The sequence below is a fragment of the Microcystis sp. LSC13-02 genome, assembly GCA_002282935.1.
Taxonomy (GTDB): Bacteria; Cyanobacteriota; Cyanobacteriia; order Cyanobacteriales; family Microcystaceae; genus Microcystis.
Window position 1 is genome coordinate 1 of sequence record MTBT01000067.1, and the last position, 22,040, is coordinate 22,040.

Here is a 22,040-nt window from a genome sequence, read left to right on the forward strand (position 1 = left end):
GGCTTTGACATTCTGGGCATTTCATTGTTCTTTCTGCTTATTTTATTTTTCATTTATTTTACCTCATCATCTCTTAATCTGACAACGCCGATTTTTTTAATGGTGGTGCGGGGACTGATGTGGCCGATTACAGCACTTTTGGCAGCAGCATTACCCTGCTACCCACTGAATCTATTCTCAAAGGCGGTGGCGGCACAGCTCAACTGTTCCAAGTTGAAACTATCATTGCCAACGGCAGATTTAGCAACAATATAATTAATGCTTCCAGCGCAGCATCTCCCGAGTCTATTAATGTCAATTTAGGCGCCGCGACTAACAATTTGCAGGTAGTGGGGGGTCCCGTATTAACTTTTACAGTAACCAATTTTGATGATGTTATTGGCACTAATCAAAATGGCGTGATTACTGGTGATGGCCAAGCTAACATACTCTCGGGTAACGCTGGCAATGACAGTATTAATGGGGGTTCTGGCATTGACACCTTGAATGGCGGTTTGGGCATTGACACCTTAACTGGTGGTCCTGGTGGAGATGCAGATACCTTCGTCTTTCAATTTGGACAATCTACCATATCTGATTTGACTCTTCCCGATCGGATCACCGATTTTGCCATCGGTACTGATAGAATCGACTTATTACTCTCCACTGGAGCCATCACGGGTGCGCCGCTTAGTTTTACTCGCGCTGCTAATAGCACTGCTGCTACCAGAACGGCTTTAGCGACTCAGGTATTTACTGATGCAAACGGATTATTGGCCAGTAATCAAGCTTTACTCGCCAATAGTGCTGCATTAGTGCAAGTAACCGCTGGTGCGATCGCCGGAACTTACCTACTTATCAATGATAGCACTGCGACATTGTCATTTACCAATGATTTATTGGTAAATATCACTGGATTTAGCGGTGCTTTACCCGGTTTCGGAAATATTACACCAGTAAGTCATTTCTTTGCTTAATTATTATTGAAAGAGTTAGGAGAAATATCTCGCACATTGCGTTCCCCGGGTTTACCTGGGGAACGCTTTATGGAGGTTATTAAAATTACTATAGCAAAAGAATCACAAATGTTGAATCCTGTAATAAAACTTACAGCGTTTCTTATAAAGATGAAGTATGACCTAATTTGGTATCGACGACTGACTCCCCGAAACAAAAACTTTGTACTTCACCATTAAGATAACTGCTGTATTCTTGTTAACTATCCTTAGCAATAATTCCTAGACTCGATAACAAAGCTTGTAGGTTAGTTTGCACGGTAGCGGGTTGGTATCTCTTAATGGTTTCTAGGGAATTATTAGCGAGTTTTTGCCACAATTCCCTATTATCATAGAGTTCGATCACTGCTCGGGCAAATTCCTCGGCAGTATCGGCAATTAAAACATCTTGGTGGTCAATTAATCCCATACCTTCGGCACCAATTTTTGTGGTAATAGTCGGTAATCCTAGGGAAAGACTTTGACCTATTTTACCCTTCATTCCCGCACCAAATCGCAGGGGTGCGACAAAAACACGACTCTTTTGAAAATATGGTTCTACTTCGGGAACATAACCGGTAACAATCACTTGATCATTGGCTAATTCTTTCACTTCATCCTTGAGGTTACTTCCCAATAAATTAACGGTAATATCGGGACGAGATGCCCAAACTAAGGGCATAATTTCTAAACATAACCACTTAACTGCATCAATATTAGGAGGGTGATTGTAGCTACCAATAAATACTAAACCGGCTCGCTGGTCAAAGGCAACTTTTTCTGACAGGGAAATTTCTTCATGAATATTGGGGATTACCCAAACATTTTTCACTCCTAAAGAGGATAAAACCTGCTTTTCGTCTTCTGTTACTACCACGGTTGCTTCCGCTTGATTAGCATAGTTTAACTCTAATTTCTGATAGGTTTGCCAACTCCAGCTAGTATTTTGGTAACTGGGATCGAGATAGTCTTTTTGTCGTTTTAAACGCAGAAAATGCAGGTCAATTGTATCATAAATAATTGGTGCTTTTGTTTTTAAGCGAATTAAATCCATATACTTATCGCACAATTCGGGACGACACAACCAAACTCCATCTATCAGGGGTAAATATTTGATTAATTTTTCTTCTAGATTATATCTTTGCGGTGTGCCATAAATAACTTCAATTCCCAGCTGTTGCAGGACGGAAGTATAGGGTTGTTCAGGATAGCCATTATCGGGAAAGAAAATCACTGAATAGCCTAAATTGAGCAGTAGCTTAAGAATATTTAATAAACGCACACAGCCGGATTCTCGATCGTATAGTGGAACGTAGGAATCGATGACTAAAATTGTCGGTTTTCCTTGTAAACGTCGGGCAGCTTTGGGTACATTATTAGCATCGTTATCTAGGTGTTTGGTTAATACCTTTGACCATTTTTCTCGAAACTTAGTTTGATTAATAACTTGATATTGTTTGATCCCACTGGAAAGGTCTGTTCCCGAGGTGATTCCTTCGTAGTGAATAACGTTAGATTGGGGTTGATAGAGAACTTGATAACCCAATTCTCGGATGGCAAAACATAAGTCTGTATCTTCGTAATACGCGGGGATAAAGTCTTGACAAAAACCACCTAATTGCTTAAATAAATCCGTGGAAACTAATAAACTGGCCCCCGAACAATAGTCCACGGGACGGACATAATTATATTCTGGTTCATCGGGACTATCTAAGCGTCCATAATTCCAACCATCGGCAGAATTCCAGATAATTCCCCCCGCTTCTTGTTGTTTACTGTTAGCATAAATTAACTTAGAACCCACCGCACCAACTTGGGGATTATTGATAATTAATTTCACTAAACTTTCTAGACAGTTTTCCAGAATTCTAGTATCGTTATTGAGAAAATATAGGTATTGACCTTTTGCTTGACTAGCCCCATAATTACAGGAACGAATAAAACCAGAGTTTTCCGCATTAGTTAATACTTTAATTCCTGTAACTAAAGTGGCTAATTGTTCTAAGGTTTCATCGCTGGAAGCATCATTAACAATGATTATTTCATAAGCTAAATCAGGACTTAGGTTAACACTCAAGGATTCCAAGCAGTTAAAGGTGTAGGCAAATTGGTTATAAACAGGAATAATAATCGAGACTAAAGGATTGTCACTACTGGCAATTTCTAGGGGTCGGGGTTCGGCTAATTTAGCACTTTCAAGCACCTGTTCTTCAAATTCAGAGGAACTCTTTCCTGTGAGAATTTTGATAATTTTCCGTTTCGTCTTTTTGAGTGCTGGTTTCCATCCTTCCTCCTGGAGACTAAAGACAAATCTTTTCAGCAGTTTTTTAACTTTAAAAATAATCATTTTTGTCATAATTACCTTGGTTAACTGATAGATAAGAGTAAATTGGCTGATAAACAATAATCGAAAATAATATCATGTAATTGTATTTTTGACAATAGCATCAATTTATTAAAAAAGCTTTAAATATAAATAATTAATGTATTTTTTATTGAATAATCAATGGTGATTATACTAAACCTAAGCTAATTTGAATCGCTCGATCTATCTGCTGCCTTTCTTCCGTGGAGATGCCACCAATTTTTCTAATTAATCTTTGTTTATCAATAGAACGAATTTGATTCAAAAGCACTACCGAGTCATTCTTTAGTCCTCCTGCTGAAGCTTTAATTAATACTTCTGTCGGATACAATGGGTCTTGAAATTTGCTTGTTATGCCCGCAACAATAACAATGGGACTATACCGATTTGCTAAATCATTTTGTATGATTAAAGCAGGGCGTGTTTTTTGAATTTCTGATCCGACACTCGGATCAAAATTAACTAAATATATATCTCCTCTGTGCGGATAAATCTCAGTTACTACCATAATTCTTCCTCTAGAAAAAACCAATCTTGTGCTAAATTTAAATCTCTTTCTGCTCTAACAATAGCTCCTTCTTTTAATTGTTGCTTGAGGTAGTTTCTCTGTTGTTCCATAATATATAATTTAATCGCTTCATTAATTAAATTATTATATTCTTTTTCAGGATAATCACTACTCGCCAACCATCGATCGAGAAGTTGCATGGTATCTTCAGGGAGAGTTATCTGAAGTTGTCTGGCCATTTTGTCTTTCCTAACTATATCTAGATAATAACAATTATAAACCCCCAGAGCAATTTTAGTTCCTATCGGGATAAATTCTCGGGGCTGCTGCGATTAATTTTTGGGTGTAGGGGTGTTGGGGATGGCTAAAAATTTGTTCAGTGTCACCCATTTCAACTATTTTACCCGCAGTCATCACCGCAATTCGATCGCAGAGGAATCTCGCTAACCAAAGATCATGAGTTATAAATAAATAAGTTAGATTAAATAACTTTTGTAACTCTAACATTAACTCTAAAACCTGTGTCTGGACACTCGCATCGAGCATACTAACCGGTTCATCACAAATAACTAATTCTGGACGAGTAATTAAAGCGCGAGCAATGGCTACCCTTTGCTGTTGTCCTCCCGATAACTCTCTAGGATAGCGTCGATAAAATTCCTCTACCGGTGTTAACCCGACTCGATCTAACATTTCTAAAACCTGTTTTTTAGCCGTTTCTAGATTAACTTTTTGATGGATAAAAAGCGGATCGGCAATACTTTCTCCCACCGTCATTAGAGGATTGAGACAAGCGAGGGGATCCTGAAAAATCATCTGCATTAAGCGCCGTTTTGGACGCATTTTTTCCCCCGACAAAGGGGTTAAATCTTCTCCTAAAAATTCCACTTTTCCCCCAGTGGGTTTAATTAACTGTAATAGGGTTCTCGATAGGGTACTTTTCCCACACCCCGACTCCCCAACTAAACCGAAAATTTCCCCTCGATACAGTTCAAAATTGACTTCATCTACCGCTTTAATAAATTTCTTTTCTTTTTTGAAAAAACTATCTAAAAAGTTACCTTCTAGGCTATAATACTGTTTTAAATTATCCACCTTTAACACCGTTTCCTTGCCTTGAATTGCCGTTGATTTTTCCTCCCGTAACTGTAGGTGTAAAGCGGCAGTCAAAAGAGAACGAGTGTAGGGGTGTTGAGGCGCTTTAAAAACTGTTTTTACCAATCCCGATTCGACAATTTTGCCCCCCTTCATCACCGCTAATCGATCGCAATATTCTCCCACCATCGCTAAATCATGGGAAATTAACAATAATCCCATCTGTTCCTCGCTACATAAACGCTTTAATTCCCGGAGAATTTCCGCCGAAACTGTCACATCTAAACTGGTGGTAGGTTCATCGGCAATAATTAACTTAGGGTTTAATAATAAAGCTAAAGCAATGGCCACTCTTTGCCGCATTCCCCCACTAAATTCGTGAGGATATTGGGACCAACGATTAGCAGGAATTTTCACTTTTTCTAGGACAGTACAAGCTTGACTTTTAGCTTGACGATAGGTTAAATTTCCTCGATGAGCTTGCAAAGTTTCCACACAATGATCGCCAATAGTCATCAGCGGATCCAGTCGCGTCATCGGATCTTGAAAGACTAATCCCACCGCTTCCCCGCGAAACTTTTCTAACTGTTTGCTAGATAAAGATAAAAGCGATCGCCCTTCAAAGATAATCTCACCTTCCACGTGAGTGCGATTGGGTAATAACCTTAAAATAGCCTTACCGATGGTCGATTTTCCACAACCAGATTCACCCACTAATCCCAAAGTTTCCCCTTTGCCTATACTAAAAGATACCCCATCGATCGCCCAAGAGGGAGAACTTAATTCTGTCGGGTAGGCAATTTTTAGGTCTTTAATTTCCAACATGACGCGATCGGTAACGATAAAAGTTAGGACTTAGGGTCAAGTATGCCACACAAACGGCGATCGAGCATTTAATCACTAATCGACAACTTCCCCTAACAAAACCCGACAATACCCCTTTAAAGTCGCCACTCGATCGCTAATTATCTGTAAACGTTTCTCCCGTCCTTGTCGCGCTGAGGCCAAAAATAACCAGTCCGTCTCCAGCAATCGCCAGGATCGATATAGTTCCGTCTGGACCGCGCGCCAACGATTAGCCACCTCTGGGCTTAAATTGTCATCATTTAGTGACAATATCTCCCCTTCTAGACAGGTTTGTAAAGCTTGAAAAGATTGTAACCCCGTGGAAGCCTCCCCATCCAGAAGGGCAAGACTGAAATCCTCCAGTTTTCTTAACAAAGATTTGTAGGCTTGATGGTAATTTGTCGGTAGCATCCAATACAAAGCGCGTTAGAATTTGTTACATAAGATTAACGATTTGCCATCACGGTTGCAAGTCCTCCTCCCGAGCAGAGACAAAAACTTAAAAGAATCCCGCCCTTTTCGCCGATCGATCCGATTCCAGTGTTAGAGAGTTAAGCAATCTGGCATCCCTTCGGCCTAATAATTTTCTAGTTATCCGTCTCCCCCCCCTCTCGTCCCTATTATCCCCCCGATCTAACCATGAACGCCATCACTGCCATCCAACCAGAAACCCTCACCGTCCTTCCCCGGGCCACGGAACCGAAAAAAGCGTTAGTTTTACCCGATTGGCTGAAAGAATGCCTAATTACCTACGAAAACGACCCCCAGAATCCCGATATCGATTTAATCTGCAAGGCTTTTAATTTCGCCCACAAACTCCACGAGGGCCAGTATCGCAAATCCGGGGAACCCTATATCGCCCATCCTATAGCCGTAGCGGGATTACTGCGGGATCTGGGGGGTGATGGGGCAATGATCGCGGCCGGATTCCTTCACGATGTGGTGGAAGATACGGAAGTCACCCCCGAAGAAATCGAGGCTAGATTCGGTGTTGGGGTGCGTAATTTGGTGGAAGCGGTGACAAAACTCTCCAAATTCAACTTTTCTAGCAAAACTGAACGGCAAGCGGAGAATTTTCGCCGAATGTTCCTGGCGATGGCTCAAGATATCCGCGTCATCGTGGTCAAATTAGCCGATCGCCTGCACAATATGCAAACCCTCGAACACCTCACCCCGCAACAGCAGCAACGCATCGCCCTCGAAACTAGAGAAATCTTTGCTCCCTTGGCTAACCGTTTAGGGATTGGCAGATTTAAATGGGAATTAGAGGATTTATGCTTTAAATACCTCGAACCCGATGCTTATCGCACTGTGCAGTTATTAGTATCGGAAAAACGTATCGATCGAGAGGCCCGCATCGAAACCGTCACTAACACATTGCGGGAAAAATTGCAAGAAATTGGCATAAAAGTTCTTGATTTACAGGGTCGCCCCAAACATCTCTACGGCATCTATCATAAAATGCACAATCAAGGCAAAGAATTCGAGCAGATTTATGATATAGCCGCCGTCCGCATTATCGTCGAAACCAAAGAGGAATGTTATCGTTGTTTAGCCGTAGTTCACGACCAATTTACTCCGATTCCTAACCGTTTTAAAGACTATATCGGTTTACCAAAAGCTAACCGTTATCAATCCCTCCATACCACCGTTGTTGGTTTAAATGCCCGTCCCCTAGAAGTGCAGATTCGCACCCTAGAAATGCACCATGTTGCTGAATACGGGATTGCAGCCCATTGGAAGTATAAAGAAACCGGTTCTAGTCAAACAACTTTAACCGCTGCCGATGAAAAATTCTCTTGGCTGCGTAATCTTCTCGACTGGCAAAAAGACCTGAAAGATGGCCAAGAATACATGGATGGTCTGAAAAATAATTTCTTTGAAGAAGATATCTATGTTTTCACCCCCAAAGGTGATGTGGTGGCCCTCGCCCAAGGTGCGACACCGGTAGATTTTGCCTATCATATTCATAGCGAAGTAGGTAATCAGATGAAAGGGGCAAGAATTAATGGTAAATGGTCAGTTCTTGATGCTCCCTTGCAAAATGGTGATCTGGTGGAAATTCTCACCAGCAAGCATAGTCACCCTAGTTTAGATTGGTTAAATTTTGTCGTTACTCCTAGCGCCAGAAATCGCATCCGGCAATGGTACAAAAAATCGCGACGAGAAGAAAATATTAGCCGAGGTCGTGATTTATTAGAGAAAGAATTGGGTAAAACTGGCTTCGATGCCCTGCTGAAATCAGAACGAATGCAATCGGTGGCTAAACAGTGCAATTATGTGGCAGTAGATGATTTATTGGCGGCCTTAGGTTACGGCGAAGTTACCCTAAAAAATGTGGTTAATCGTCTGCAAGAAACAGTTAAAAATCAACAGGAAATTTTAACGGTCAAAAATCCGCCCGATGTCCTGACTGATTCCCAATTGATTCTACCACCTTCTCCCGTTCAAAGGGCTTTACCCGTTAGTAAATCACCGATCGCCGGTGTGGAGGGATTAGTCTATCGTTTGGCCGGTTGTTGTTGTCCTTTACCCGGAGAAAATATTACCGGTATAGTTGCCCATGCGGGGGAAGGCATTGTTATTCACCGTCAGGGCTGCTCGAATGTGGAAAAAGCCGAAGCTGAACGCTTAATTCCTGTTAGTTGGAACCCTATAGATGACCAGGGACGTTATCAAACTTATCCGGTAAATATTCAGATTGAAGTGATCGATCGCGTCGGGGTTTTAAAAGATATTCTCTCTCGTTTAAGTGACCAAAATATTAACGTTCGCAATGCCGGAGTTAAGACTAATTTCGGTAAACCCGCTTTAATTTCCCTGAAAATTGAAGTAAAAGACCTGCAACAATTTGAACGCTGTGTTAGTCAAATTAAGCTGATGATCGATGTTTTAAACGTTCGTCGCATCAGTCAGGTAAAAAGCGATCGAGAGTAGGTTAAACCTAAAATTTCTACTCATATCCCCCAAACCCCGGAGCGCCTTTGCTTTTGAATTGGCACTTTTTGTCACCGAACAACGTAGGATCGATAATTAATCTGAGTGCGAAAATCCCTATGTTATTATCCCTACTGTCAGTCATCAGTTTTCTGATTAGTTTTCTGGTGGTTGCCCTGATTAAACAACGTTTTAGTCAACAATTGTTAGATATTCCCAATGAGCGTAGCAGCCATAGTCAACCCACACCTAGGGGGGGTGGACTCGGTTTTGTTGTCGCTTTTGCTCTGACCAGCGGCCTCAGTTATTTTCTCCTTCCTCCTTCCCTACCTCTCATTCCCCTGTGGTTGTCCCTGACTCCTTTAATTATTATCGGCCTTCTCGATGATCGTCGCAGTATTCCCTCTAGTATTCGCTATTTAGTGCAGTTATCCTCCGCTAGTGTTGCGGTCACTTTTTTCGGTGCTTTTCCCCAATCGTGGCTATCAGATTTGGGTTTTGTCGGCAAAATTTTGGCTATTATTCTCACAATTATCGGCCTGACCGCGATCATTAATTTTTATAATTTTATGGATGGTCTCGATGGCTTGGTGGCTGGCTGTACGGCGGTACAATTAGGATTTCTCGCTCTCTATTTTCAGCAACCAATTTTATGGCTTTTAGTGGCAGCTTTAGGCGGTTTTCTCCTCTGGAATTGGTCGCCAGCGAAAATTTTTATGGGTGATGTGGGTAGCACCAGTTTAGGGGCAATTGTCGCTATGGTTTTACTTAATAACCAGGGCAATCAAAGTCAAGCTTGGTCAGCTTTAACTATCACTTTACCTCTGATTGGTGATGCTATTTATACCCTTATTTGTCGATTAATAAGAAAGGAAAATATCTTCCAAGCTCACCGCAGTCACCTTTATCAAAGATTACAAAAGTCTGGCTGGTCTCATCCACAAGTAGCGATTATTTATATGGGGATAACTCTCCTGATTGCTCTGAGTATTAACTACTTAGGAATCCTAGGAGCATGGCTGAGTTTACCTCTGATTCTAGGATTAATTGTTCTCGGAGAAATTTATCTGAACAGGAAAGTTAGCGAGCATAATTTATCAGTGACAAGAAAAGAATAAATTTTTTTTGCTATGGACTGAGGGGTTAGTCAAACCTAGAAAATGTTATGCTAAATCCTGTTTAAAAATTATAGGGATCGGGGGGTAAGGAGCAGAAGTAATTACTCAAATAGTTATTGGCGAAAGTCGTTTCTTTCACTCAAAAACCGATGGTTTTAATCTCTGGCAAAAACAGAGCTATTTACCTATTATCCCTACTAACCAAGAGAAAAGAAAAAATTAATATTTATCGGATCAGGTTAGCTGATATGATTAGGGAGATGACTATCATTTCAAGGTCAATGAGCGCAAGAACGTTATTCGATAAAGTCTGGGACGCACACACGGTTAAGATTCTTCCCAGTGGACAGACACAATTATTTATCGGACTGCATCTAGTCCATGAAGTCACCAGTCCGCAAGCTTTTTCGATGCTAAAAGAAAGGGGTTTAAAAGTATTATTTCCAGGACGGACTATTGCCACCGTCGATCACATCGTCCCCACCGAAAATCAGGCGCGTCCTTTCCTTGACGATTTGGCCGAGGAAATGATCCGGGCGATCGAAACTAATGTTCAAACCAATGATATTCCTTTCTACGGCATCGGTTCCGGCAATCAGGGCATAGTTCATGTGATCGCTCCCGAACAGGGTCTAACCCAACCCGGGATGACGATCGCCTGTGGTGACTCCCACACCTCCACCCACGGCGCTTTTGGGGCGATCGCTTTTGGTATCGGAACTTCCCAAGTGCGCGATGTTCTTGCTACCCAAACCCTATCCCTATCGAAATTAAAAGTGCGTCGAGTGGAGGTAAACGGCGATTTAAACCCCGGGGTCTATGCTAAAGATGTAATTCTCCATATTATTCGTCAATTGGGCGTTAAAGGCGGTGTTGGTTACGCCTATGAGTACGCTGGCAGTACAATTGAACGGATGTTCATGGAAGAAAGAATGACGATTTGTAACATGGCGATCGAAGGTGGGGCCCGATGTGGTTATATCAACCCCGATCAGATCACCTACGATTACCTCAAAGGTCGTGATTTTGCGCCTAAAGACTGGGAAAGTGCGGTTAATTGGTGGGAAAGCATTAAAAGCGATGCCGATGCGGTTTATGACGATGTAGTGGTCTTCGATGCCGGTGAAATCGAACCCACAGTTACTTGGGGGATTACTCCGGGCCAAGGAATCGGGGTTAACGAAGTCATTCCCACTCCCGAAAGTTTACCGGCCAGTGAAAGAGCGATCGCAGAGGAAGCCTATCAATACATGAAACTCACCCCCGGCACCCCGATTAAAGGCACAAAAATCGATGTCTGCTTCGTCGGTAGCTGTACTAACGGCCGGATCAGTGATCTGCGCGAAGCGGCCAAATTTGCCCAAGGTCATCGTGTTGCCCCCAATGTGAAAGCTTTTATCGTCCCCGGTTCCGAAAGAGTCAAAAAACAGGCGGAAGCGGAAGGATTAGACCAAATTTTCCTAGCATCGGGCTTTGAATGGCGCGAGGCGGGCTGTTCCATGTGTTTAGCCATGAATCCCGATAAATTGCAGGGAGATCAGATCAGCGCCTCCTCCTCCAATCGTAACTTTAAAGGTCGTCAAGGTTCCGCTTCCGGGCGTACTTTGTTGATGAGTCCGGCGATGGTGGTAGCGGCAGCGATTAAAGGGGAAGTCACCGATCCAAGGGAGTTGTTACAGCAGTGATCTCAATGGTGAGATAGGAGGCAGGAGGCAGGAGATTATTTTTATTTATTCTCCCCACACCCCACTTCCCCACACCCCACACCCCACACCCCACACCCTTCTCCCTTCTATACAATAATTACTCGCAACCAGAAATACCTTGGTTTCCTATCATACTTTGTGCTTTTTGTCAAAAAAACTTTTTTTTTGCAATAAAACTACATAAAAAAAAGATCATCGTTGTGGGTGAAATTGACTGATTTAGCCGTTTTAATTAGGATCACCTTCTAGGTGTGGCAAGGGTTTCAACCATTGCTGCCCAAAAAAGCACAGAATAACCCACTATGAAATTCTATCAAATCGCTGTAACCATCATAACATCGTTGTTAAATAAAAATCTTTCTCAATTAATTCTTAAGAATTTATAAATATTGCGGAATGTTAATTTATAGGGATTTAGGAGTTTAGGGGTTTAGCGAAATTTCAGCCAAATGCTTCACTTCCCCACTTCCCCACTTCCCCACCTCCCCAATTCCCCACCTCCCCACTTCCCCACCTCCCCAATTCATAATTAATAATTCATAATTCCCACTCTATTTTAATTTGACTGCCATAATTGCCAAGCTTTAACGAGATTTCCCCCCATCAAGGCAGCCACTGCATTTAAAGTCTTAATTTCCTCACTATCGGGATTTAATTGTCTAGCTTTATCTAAGACTTTTTGGGCTGCTTGCGGTTGCCAATCGTAGAGATAAATAAAACCTTGATAAGCATAATGATAGGGATTATGGGGGTCAATTTTAATCATTTCCTCGGTGGCTTTTATTGCCCCTGCCACATCCTGTTGTAGTACCTTAGAAATTGCTAATCCGTAGGCTAAAGATAATTTATCGGGGGGATTTTGTTGCTGTAAACGATAGGAAAAAGCCTTGTCTGCTTGCAGCACATAATCCTGAATAGAATCGTATTGATTGATACGATTAGTTAACTCAAAAATTGGTTCAATACCCTTTAATCCTTGACCAATATTAGCAGACTTTAAGCGCAATTGGGTCACTAAATCTAATTCGGGCGTTGCTAACTTGGAGACTTGAGGCTCGATGGTAATTTGAGCATTAGTTTTAATCGGATAGGTTTCCCCGGTTTCCCGATTGAGATAGACAGCAGATAAGCGATAAACTCCGGGGGTTGCTGCCGACTGCATGGCGGTTTTTTCAGTAACTTCAAAACCCTTTTGTTGCTCTTCTGGAGTTAATTTTTCTGCCATTAATTCCCCCATAGCAATAGCGTGATCGTGCATCCAATAATCCTTACCGTTCACTTCTTGCCAGGTTAAAATCACTATCCCTGACTTTAATTGTTGCCAGTCTCCTGCCCATTTGTAAACCACGGGAATGGGTTGATTAGGAGAAGCTTTTTCGGCAATGGCAATCTCTCTTAATTCCACCTGTTTTGGCGCAGTTTCAATGGGTTTAACCGTGACGGAGGGGTCTATTTTACGGTGTAGAGAAAGGGTACTATCATCCGGTAGCTGCCAAGTTTTCTCCACTTGGAAATCTGGCCCGGTGGCGACTCGATTAACAATTTTTTTCTGGACATCGGGGACAGAACCCTGTTCACCAGTTTTAGTTAAAAACCAATCTAAAGAATTGACATCCTTTTCGATATCTTCTTCCCGAACTCCCACCTGTCTGCCGGCAACCTGTGAATTATTTTTACCACCGTAGAAAGAGAAAGTATGTTGATTTAATTCGGGGGTGGAAGGTAAAACCCCTAGAGTGCTGCGAAGATAGGGAGAATCGGCTAGAATCTCTTTAACTACTTCTTCCTGTTGCCAGCCGGTTTTTAAATAGGGATGGTGTTGTAATTCGGGACTGAAAACGTTAGTAATTAGCTCTCCCCCCAAGGGGAATAAATTTAAGCTGGTGAGCATAGCGGCAATAGTTATCGTTCCCCAACGGATACTGGGGGCAAAACGACCGCGCCAAGATAATAAACCAACGGATAAAATTAAGGATAAAGTCGGTAAAAGCGGCAAGATATAACGAGCATCTTTATTGATATTGAGGGATGATAATAGATATCCCCCCAGCAGAAAAACTCCTAACCAAATCCACACAGGACGATTAACCTTATCTTCGGTTTTTCTATGACGCAAGGAGATTAATAATCCCACCAGGGGAACTAATAACAACACCCAAGAAAGAAAATAGGGTAAAACTTGGGCGTAAAATGTCCATGCGTCTGGACTGGTAAGAGGGGGATCTCCCTCCAAAATCGCCGAATCTACCGTGGCACGTTTGCCCGCAGTTAACATTAATAACCAATTCGTCCGATACCAGGGAAAGATTAACAATGCTGCCGTCAAAAAACTGAGCATTAATTGCGCTAGATTGCCCCAACGTTTTCGCTGGAGATTTTCGCCCAATACCCACAAAATCGGTAAAAAGAGGAAAAATAGGGCGGTTTGTTTGACTAACATCCCTAAACCGAAAGAAATCCCGAAAGCGATCGCTTTTAGCCAGCCTTGACCACTAAATCGCCACCATGTCAAGCAGAAGTAAGAAAACGTTACAATTGCCGCTAAGGGAAAATCTAAGAGATATTCGAGGCGATAATAGTATAAACCCGGGAGAAATTGACAGATTAAGACCGCCCATAAAGCCACAGTCCCATTAAAGAGGATAATTCCCAATCCGTACACAGAAAAGAGCAGTAGGGCGCTATAGATAGCCATTACCCACATACCCGCGTCAAGACTAATACCAAAGAGATTAAAGAAGGGAATCGTTAAAAGATAGGTTAAAGGGGGAATTTTCGGGGACATTAGCCATAAACTGCGCCACCAATCCCCGTCAAACCAGCGCGGATTTTGGAAAGCTTGGGTATAGATAATCCCACCGTTGAGATAATCAGCCTGATCCCAAGCAGGAATGGTATGATCGAGACTAAACCAGAATCTATCGACTAATATCCCCAATATCCAAATAATAGTGACAATAATTAATCCCTGTCTCCCATCTAGCGATCGTTTCAAAATCACTTCTCCCTACTGCAACTCTCAATTATTCTGCCACGCTCTCAAGTGACCCTGAAAAAATCGCCAGCGAGAAACACCAGATCGATCGGGTAAAATAAAGATTTAGTGAAAAATTGTAACAGGAACTTGACAAATGCGAGTGGTGATCGTTGGTGCAGGATTAGCGGGAATGGCAACAGCTATCGATCTGGTCGATGCGGGCTGTACAGTAGAAATCTTAGAATCTCGTCCCTTTGTCGGGGGAAAAGTCGGTAGTTGGGTAGATGCGGACGGTAATCACATCGAGATGGGCTTGCACGTCTTTTTTGGTTGTTACTATAATCTTTTTGAGTTAATGAAAAAAGTGGGCGCTTTTCAATCCCTACTGCTCAAAGAACACACCCACACTTTTATCAACGAAGGGGGAAAAATCGGCGAATTAGACTTCCGTTTCGCCGCAGGTGCGCCTTTTAACGGTTTAAAAGCCTTTTTTACCTCCTCCCAACTCTCAGCAGCCGATAAAATCTTTAATTCTCTGGCATTAGGTACAAGTCCCATCGTCCGCGGTCTGATAGACTTTCAAGGAGCGATGAAAACGATTCGGGATCTGGACTCGATTAGCTTTGCCGATTGGTTTCGTAGCCATGGCGGTAATGAAGGCAGTTTAAAAAAAATGTGGAATCCGATCGCCTATGCGTTAGGATTTATCGATACGGAAAATATCTCGGCCCGTTGTATGCTGACGATTTTCCAATTTTTTGCCGCTAAAACCGAAGCTTCCGTCCTGCGGATGTTGGAAGGTTCCCCCCACGAATACCTACATAAACCGATTATTAACTATCTGGAAGCCCGGGGCACCAAAATCTCTACCCGTCGTCAAGTGCGGGAAATTCTCTATTCTGGAGAGGGCGAAAATCTGCAAGTTAATGGCATGATCGTCGCTAACGGAGAAACCACAGAAACTATCACCGCAGATGCCTATGTTTGCGCTGGTGATGTCCCCGGTATTCAGCGTCTTATTCCCCAAGATTGGCGAAAAATACCGATTTTTGACAATATTTTCCGACTAGAAGCCGTCCCCGTCGCTACGGTACAATTGCGTTTTGACGGTTGGGTGACGGAATTAAATGATGCCGAAAAACGGCGACAACTGCAAAAAGCGGTGGGAATTGACAATCTTTTGTACACCCACCAAGCGGATTTTTCCTGTTTTGCAGATCTTGCTCTCACCAGTCCTAGGGATTATTATCGCCCCGGAGAAGGTTCTTTATTACAGTTAGTTTTAACCCCTGGGGATCCTTTTATTAAAGCTAAAAATGAAGATATCGCCCAGCACGTTTTAGCGCAAGTCCATCAGTTATTTCCCTCCTCGCGGGAGTTAAATATGACTTGGTTTAGTGTGGTGAAATTAGCACAAAGTCTCTATCGGGAAGCACCGGGGATGGATGTCTATCGTCCCTCGCAAGCGACTCCTATTGCTAACTTTTTCCTTGCCGGTAGTTATACCCAACAGGATTACATTGATAGCATGGAAGGAGCCACTTTATCGGGTAAACAGGCAGCCAAAGCGATCTTACAACAGGCCGAGCGCTGGAAATCTTTAGCCACGGTTTGAGCAAACAGCCAGCAATCTCCTCTCTTGAGAAGGGATTGCCTCTCAGGGCAAGCTATACAAAAAAGACCGATCGAGCTAGACTCGTAAAAAGATAACTCCATCTAGAAAGCTTACCCTAGACTGGAAAGAACGTCGGAAAAATCTCGTCAGAAATAGGAGTCAATCGAGTTTATGCCAGAGCTTGCTGTACCATTAGAGCTTGATTTCACTAGCGAAACCTATAAATCAGCCTATAGTCGCATTAATGCCATCGTTATTGAAGGCGAATACGAGGCCAATAGCAATTATATTCAATTAGCAGACATCCTCGCCGATAACAAAGAAGAGTTACACCGTTTGGCAAAAATGGAAAACCGTCACATGAAAGGTTTTCAAGCTTGCGGCCAAAATTTGAAAATCACTCCTGATATGGATTATGCCAAAGAATTCTTTTCCTCTCTGCACAATAACTTCCAAATTGCCTACGCAGAAGGTAAAATCGTTACCTGTTTATTGATCCAATCTTTGATTATCGAAGCTTTTGCGATCGCTGCCTATAATATTTATATTCCTGTTGCTGATCCTTTTGCCCGTAAAATTACTGAAGGCGTAGTTAAAGACGAATATTTACATCTCAATTTTGGCGAAGAATGGCTAAAAGCGAACTTTGAAACCGCTAAAGAGGAATTAGAAGCCGCAAATCGCGCTAATCTGCCCATTGTCTGGAGAATGCTCAATCAAGTCGAGGATGATGCTCGCGTCCTCGGTATGGAAAAAGAGGCCCTCGTGGAAGACTTTATGATTAGCTACGGGGAAGCTTTAAGCAATATTGGTTTCAGCACCCGTGATATTATGCGAATGTCTGCCTACGGATTAACTGCCGTCTAAAGCTTGCGCGTCTAGATTTCTTTTTTTCGCCCTGCTGCCGCTCAACACAGAGCGGCACTTTTGTGTAATATATTTAAGAGTCTTAACGATTTCTTAGCAATATCCTAATTTTTATCTAGTGCCATCTAGTCTAACGAAAGAACAATCAATGTTTGGTCTTATAGGTCATCTTACCAGTTTAGAACACGCCCAATCGGTCGCCGACGATCTAGGTTATCCTGAATATGCTAACCAGGGATTAGATTTTTGGTGTGCTGCCCCCCCGCAAATTGTCGATGATTTTCATGTCACCAGCATCACGGGGCAAACCATCAGAGGCAAATATATCGAATCCTGTTTTTTACCGGAGATGTTGTCGAATCGTTGGGTAAAGTCTGCTATTCGTAAGGTGCTAAATGCCATGGCACTCGCTCAAAAAAGTGATATCAACATCACCGCACTCGGTGGTTTTTCTTCAATTATTTTCGAGGAATTTAATCTCAAAGATAATCGACAGGTGCGGAATATCGAGCTAGATTTTGGCCGTTTTACCACCGGTAATACCCACACCGCTTACGTCATCTGCACTCAGGTGGAAACCCTCGCTGAAAAAATGGGCATCGATTTAGCTCAATCTACCGTTGTGGTTTGCGGGGCAACCGGAGATATCGGCAGCGCCGTTTGTCGTTGGTTAAATGAAAAAACCAATACAAAAGAACTAATTTATGTGGCACGCAATCAAGAGCGTTTACAATCTCTCCAAGAGGAGTTAGCACGCGGTAAAATTCTCCCCCTAGAGGAGGCTTTACCCCTGGCTGATATCATCGTTTGGGTGGCTAGTATGCCTAAAGGGGTGGAAATTGATCTAGATAAACTCAAGCGCCCCTGCATTATTATTGATGGTGGTTATCCGAAAAATTTAGGCATGGTATTAAATGCCCCCGATATTTCGGTGATTAAGGGCGGCATTGTCGAGCATTCCCTCGATATTGACTGGAAAATTATGAAAATTGTCAATATGGATATTCCCTCTCGTCAAATGTTTGCCTGTTTTGCTGAGGCGATTTTATTAGAGTTGGAGGGTTGGCAAACTAATTTTTCCTGGGGACGCAATCAAATTACCGTCCCTAAAATGGAACAAATCGGCGCAGCTTCCCGCAAACACGGTTTTCAACCTTTGTTATTTTAACTAATATCCCCAACCCCCCACCGACCACGGAATCAGAAGTTTCAGGCGACAAATAATTAGGAGTGAGCGCTTGACTTTGGCGGCGGCTTGGGTTATAATTGTCTTATAATGGGATGGTTGTGTTCAAATTTTGAAGCTCAGATTACCATTATGAATAAACTCTTTTAAAAATATTATCCCAAAATCTGCCGACAAAAGCAAGCAAAATTTTGCCATCAATTGTTAAGTTTTGTTAAGAAAAATAACAATAGTGGCAAGGGATAGGACTCCCTTCGCTGATCAGAGGGCTTTTGGGGGAATTATAGAGATGTGGGCCTGATTTTTAGCTTTCTAGCAAAGACGACAAAACCACTAAACTCTATGAAAACTTGGTTAGAAGAACGCGGTATTTTACCCGCTTACGGTGGTGGGGTAATCATTGGCATTACCCTCTGTTTTTTCGGAGCTGCGATCAATACCATGGCGGGATGGTTGTATGCTATCTGTGGCACGACGAGCGCTGTTTTAATTTTATCGATAATTTTACCCCGTCGTTCCCTTCTTCCCCTGAAAGTGCGTCGTCTTGCCATTGTACCCGTGAGTGCGGGAGACGATCTTAGTATTAGCCTAGAGATAGAAAATACGAGCAATCAGCCGATAAATCTGTTAGAAGTGACAGATATCCTGCCTATAGTTCTCGATCAGCCAAAAATAACCCCAATAGAAGCGATTGCCTCCAAAAGTTGCCATCGTTGGACTTATTATTTACCCACCAGCAAACGGGGTGTTTATCAATGGCAAGAAGTACAATTAAGAACAGCAGCCCCTCTCGGTTTATTTTGGTGTCGTCGTTGTCATCAAGCAGCGGCTAAAGCTTTAGTTTATCCCCAAATTTTACCCTTACAACAATGTCCCCTGATCGATTCCCTCGGTCAAGAGATGGAACAAAAATTAGAAAATAATCGCTATTATCAAAGGGCTAATCAAGGACTTACCCGTAACCTGAGACAATATCGCTACGGTGATTCTACCCGTTTAATTCACTGGAAAACTAGCGCCCGTTTGGGAGAATTTCAAATTCGGGAATTAGAAGTGTTAACGGGAGGACAGGAAGTGATTATCTGTCTCGATACCCTCTGTGATTGGCAAGAAGACAGTTTTGAACGGGCGATTATTGCCGCTGCTTCCCTCTATTTTTATGCCCATCGTCGGCAATTAAATGTGAAACTCTGGACGGGTGAAACGGGTTTAATTCAGGGGGAGAGGAGCATTTTAGAAACTTTAGCTGGTATAGAGGCAAAAGCTAGTCAAAAAAATGCTAATCTGCCTAATTTACCTGTAATTTGGTTGACAAGTAACTTCAATTCCATCGAACAACTCACCCCCGGCAGCCGTTGGTTATTTTTCCTCGCTGCCGATTCTAGGGAGAGTCCTTCACTCTTAGTCCGACAGTTTAGCGGATTGGCGATCGAACCGGAAACTTCTCTACAACAACAATTGCAAAAACCCCCTCGTTGAGGAAATTTCCGTTCACAGTCTAGATTGAGAGGAGATTCTCCGGAAAAAAATGCCCGTATCCCCGAAAAAGATGTTATGATAAAAAAGACTCGGACTCATGCGATCGCAACGCCTTAACCTTGTCAGGACCGGAAGGTAGCAGCAATACGGGATGCTTGTGACTGGCGTGATCTCCGGGTCTTTTTGTTGCCTGTGACGGTCGCTGTTGTGAACGCTTTCAAAACTTTTCGATCGGTTACTGCCGAGACTCGTCGTCAACTACTCTTCCTCTTCGTCACGGCGCTGTTTTTCTGGACAAGTATCACCACTCTTGTCCCCACTCTCCCCACCTATATTAAATCCCTAGGCGGTAGCAAACAAGATATAGGTTTTGTCATGGGGGCCTTTGCCATCGGTTTAATTGTATCGCGCAGTTGGTTAGGCAATCTAGTCGATCGCCGCAGTCGCAAATTAGTGGTTTTATTTGGAACTATTGTCGCCGCTACCGCACCCCTCGGTTATCTATTTTTTCGCGATCTTTCCTCTTTATTCGTCGTTCGCGCCTACCATGGTCTCAGTATCGCCGCTTTTACCACCGGTTACAGTACCCTAGTGGTGGATTTTTCGCCGGTTCGTCAACGGGGAGAGATAATTGGTTATATGAGCTTAACTGCACCCATAGGCATGGGAATTGGTCCAGCTTTAGGCAGTTATCTCTACGAATCGATCGGTTATGACGGTTTATTTCTAGTTTCCGCCACTTCAGGAGCGATCGCCTTTCTCTTGGGTTTCTCCATTCAAGAACCGGACTTCAAGAAAAAATTAGCCCAAATGAAGGCAGAAAATCAGACAATTGAGCGCAGTTTTTGGGCATTATGTCAAGAGCGGGCTTTTTTAGTCCCTACCTTAGTTTTTCTATTGGTCGGTACTTTATTCGGCGGTTTAGTCGCTTTTTTACCCCTGTTTCTCCTCGAAAATCAGATCCCTTTCAGTGCCGGTCTATTCTACAGTTATGCGGCACTATCGGGCGTAATCGGACGGATTTTGTCGGGAGGAGCCAGTGATCGCTATGGACGGGGTTTATTCATCACTATTAGCGTTTTTTGCTATGGTTTATCCATGTTGGTTCTATCTTCTGCCCGATCTTCCTCCGCTTTAATTTTAGCCGCTATCCTCGAAGGTACGGGAGGGGGGATTTTATTCCCTATGTTACTGGCTTTAATCTCCGATCGCTCTGGGCCCCAAGAACGCGGCCGGGCCTATTCTATCTGTATCGGCGGTTTTGATGTGGGAACAGCCTTAGCCGGTCCAATTCTGGGGGTTTTAGCAATTTCCTACGAAACTATGTTTAGTTTATCGTCAGGATTAGCTGTTATCGCTCTCTTTCTCTTTTTTACTCTCTCTAACCCCACTATATTCCATTCTTTTCTCTTCGCTTTCGGTTTAGAAAAAGATCGTTATGCTCTGCGCGGACAAGTACAATAAAGCTTACTGAAAAAGTTTTTCCTAGGGGCAGGGTTATTTAATAGGTTTGAGGTGGAAAATTATCGGGAATATCTAATTCAAATACTTGGTCATGAATCCGAGCCACATAAAGCCCTTCTTGCAGAATTTTTTCCCGTAATTCCGGGGATAAATCAACGGCTGCTAATATGCCATAGAGTTTTTTATCTTTGTGTTCAGGAAAAAAGCGGCGAAACCGCTGCAAAATACTTTTTAATTGAGTAATATCTTCCTGTCTAGCATGACTTTTAACCTCAACGATATAAGCGGTATTTAGCTCACCATTGGTATAGGCAAGAACATCAATTTCTAGGTGTTGTCCTTCTTTACTGACTCGGACACTGGGACTGATAACTTCCATACCAAAGCGTTGTCTGAGAATTGTTTCCATTGAGGGAAGGGCAAGTCCTTCGGTAAAGCTGCCGAATTTGGCACCGAGTCCCCCAATTTGTTTGCCCAGTTCTTTGAGTTGTTTGTCAGTTTCCTTGAGTTGTTGGGCGTTTTCCTTCTGTTGTTGACTGACTTCCTTGAGTTGTTTGTCAGTTTCTTTTTGAGCGGCAGTTAATTCGGCTAAGAGTCGCCATACATCTTCGGATGTGGTTGCCATAGATAATTTTTTCCTTCTGATCTGGTCTATTGCTATTTTAGCTCAAGGGATGACAAAGAGGTTCAAAGGTTGGCAGGATAAACACTCTAGCCATTTGACGGAAAACTATGGCTAATTATAACGTCAATTACTTCCCCTGATTGCTCGCATTCTCTTACTTCTCAAATTAGCGCACTAATTCTCAACCTTACCGAAATTTTGGGTTAAAGCCCCGTCCTTTTAGGACGGCTTTTTAAACTATATCTTGTTAACTTAACTTTTATTGTGCTATACTGATT

General features: G+C 42.7%; 16 protein-coding genes and 1 other RNA gene. 10 read left to right on the forward strand and 7 right to left on the reverse strand.

Translation table 11 applies throughout. The features are described 5' to 3' along the window. The first annotated feature begins 119 nt into the window (after positions 1-119). Positions 120-956, forward strand: coding sequence for a bluetail domain-containing putative surface protein (locus BGL89_RS04045; RefSeq protein ID WP_286824563.1), 837 nt, complete (start codon positions 120-122; stop codon positions 954-956). A 238-nt stretch (positions 957-1,194) separates the two neighbouring features. On the opposite strand, the gene BGL89_RS04050 is transcribed toward BGL89_RS04045, so the two are convergent. From BGL89_RS04050 to patD, 5 genes are all read right to left on the reverse strand, one after another. Next, positions 1,195-3,330, reverse strand: a complete 2,136-nt coding sequence (locus BGL89_RS04050; protein WP_286824564.1) for a glycosyltransferase — start codon at positions 3,328-3,330, stop codon at positions 1,195-1,197. A 157-nt stretch (positions 3,331-3,487) separates the two neighbouring features. Beyond that, the gene (locus BGL89_RS04055) at positions 3,488-3,847 is read right to left on the reverse strand and encodes a type II toxin-antitoxin system PemK/MazF family toxin (protein WP_286824565.1); all 360 of its coding nucleotides are present in this window, start codon (positions 3,845-3,847) and stop codon (positions 3,488-3,490) included. Further along, entirely contained in the window at positions 3,841-4,086 is a 246-nt protein-coding gene (locus BGL89_RS04060) for a hypothetical protein (protein WP_286824566.1), read from the reverse strand. The genes BGL89_RS04055 and BGL89_RS04060 overlap by 7 nt, the downstream gene beginning before the upstream one ends. A 55-nt stretch (positions 4,087-4,141) precedes the next feature. Further along, on the reverse strand, positions 4,142-5,767 hold the full coding sequence (locus tag BGL89_RS04065; RefSeq protein ID WP_286824567.1) for a dipeptide ABC transporter ATP-binding protein: 1,626 nt from the start codon (positions 5,765-5,767) through the stop codon (positions 4,142-4,144). Between the two features lie 75 nt (positions 5,768-5,842). Further along, entirely contained in the window at positions 5,843-6,199 is a 357-nt protein-coding gene (gene patD, locus BGL89_RS04070; RefSeq protein WP_286824568.1) for a heterocyst frequency control protein PatD, read from the reverse strand. A gap of 228 nt (positions 6,200-6,427) precedes the next feature. Here patD and BGL89_RS04075 point away from each other — a divergent pair, with 228 nt between their 5' ends. The 3 genes from BGL89_RS04075 to leuC all read left to right on the forward strand — a co-directional run bounded on the left by BGL89_RS04075 (position 6,428) and on the right by leuC (position 11,528). Beyond that, positions 6,428-8,725: a RelA/SpoT family protein gene (locus BGL89_RS04075; RefSeq protein WP_286824569.1), complete on the forward strand. Its 2,298-nt coding sequence runs from the start codon at positions 6,428-6,430 to the stop codon at positions 8,723-8,725. 119 nt (positions 8,726-8,844) lie between these two features. After that, positions 8,845-9,843 carry an MraY family glycosyltransferase gene (locus tag BGL89_RS04080; protein WP_286824570.1) on the forward strand — a complete coding sequence of 333 codons (999 nt, stop codon included), beginning with the start codon at positions 8,845-8,847 and terminating at the stop codon, positions 9,841-9,843. Positions 9,844-10,124: 281 nt separating this feature from the next. Then, the gene (gene leuC, locus BGL89_RS04085) at positions 10,125-11,528 is read left to right on the forward strand and encodes a 3-isopropylmalate dehydratase large subunit (RefSeq protein WP_286824571.1); all 1,404 of its coding nucleotides are present in this window, start codon (positions 10,125-10,127) and stop codon (positions 11,526-11,528) included. A 577-nt stretch (positions 11,529-12,105) separates the two neighbouring features. Here the strand turns inward: leuC and BGL89_RS04090 are convergent. After that, positions 12,106-14,544 carry a glycosyltransferase family 39 protein gene (locus tag BGL89_RS04090; RefSeq protein ID WP_286824572.1) on the reverse strand — a complete coding sequence of 813 codons (2,439 nt, stop codon included), beginning with the start codon at positions 14,542-14,544 and terminating at the stop codon, positions 12,106-12,108. Positions 14,545-14,680: 136 nt separating this feature from the next. Between BGL89_RS04090 and zds the strand changes: the two genes are divergently transcribed. From zds to BGL89_RS04120, 6 genes are all read left to right on the forward strand, one after another. Continuing rightward, entirely contained in the window at positions 14,681-16,141 is a 1,461-nt protein-coding gene (zds, locus tag BGL89_RS04095; protein ID WP_286824573.1) for a 9,9'-di-cis-zeta-carotene desaturase, read from the forward strand. A gap of 171 nt (positions 16,142-16,312) precedes the next feature. Next, a complete protein-coding gene (locus BGL89_RS04100; protein ID WP_286824574.1) occupies positions 16,313-17,008 on the forward strand; it encodes an aldehyde oxygenase (deformylating) in 696 nt (231 codons plus the stop codon). A 148-nt stretch (positions 17,009-17,156) separates the two neighbouring features. Next, positions 17,157-18,176 carry a long-chain acyl-[acyl-carrier-protein] reductase gene (locus BGL89_RS04105; RefSeq protein WP_286824575.1) on the forward strand — a complete coding sequence of 340 codons (1,020 nt, stop codon included), beginning with the start codon at positions 17,157-17,159 and terminating at the stop codon, positions 18,174-18,176. 360 nt (positions 18,177-18,536) lie between these two features. Further along, positions 18,537-19,673, forward strand: a complete 1,137-nt coding sequence (locus BGL89_RS04110) for a DUF58 domain-containing protein (protein WP_286824576.1) — start codon at positions 18,537-18,539, stop codon at positions 19,671-19,673. A gap of 86 nt (positions 19,674-19,759) precedes the next feature. Continuing rightward, an RNA gene (ffs, locus tag BGL89_RS04115) (signal recognition particle sRNA small type) lies at positions 19,760-19,856 on the forward strand. A 9-nt stretch (positions 19,857-19,865) separates the two neighbouring features. After that, entirely contained in the window at positions 19,866-21,137 is a 1,272-nt protein-coding gene (locus tag BGL89_RS04120; protein WP_286824577.1) for an MFS transporter, read from the forward strand. A gap of 37 nt (positions 21,138-21,174) precedes the next feature. Here BGL89_RS04120 and BGL89_RS04125 read toward each other — a convergent pair whose 3' ends face one another. After that, positions 21,175-21,762 carry a DUF3782 domain-containing protein gene (locus BGL89_RS04125; protein ID WP_286824578.1) on the reverse strand — a complete coding sequence of 196 codons (588 nt, stop codon included), beginning with the start codon at positions 21,760-21,762 and terminating at the stop codon, positions 21,175-21,177. Between the last annotated feature and the right edge of the window lie 278 nt (positions 21,763-22,040).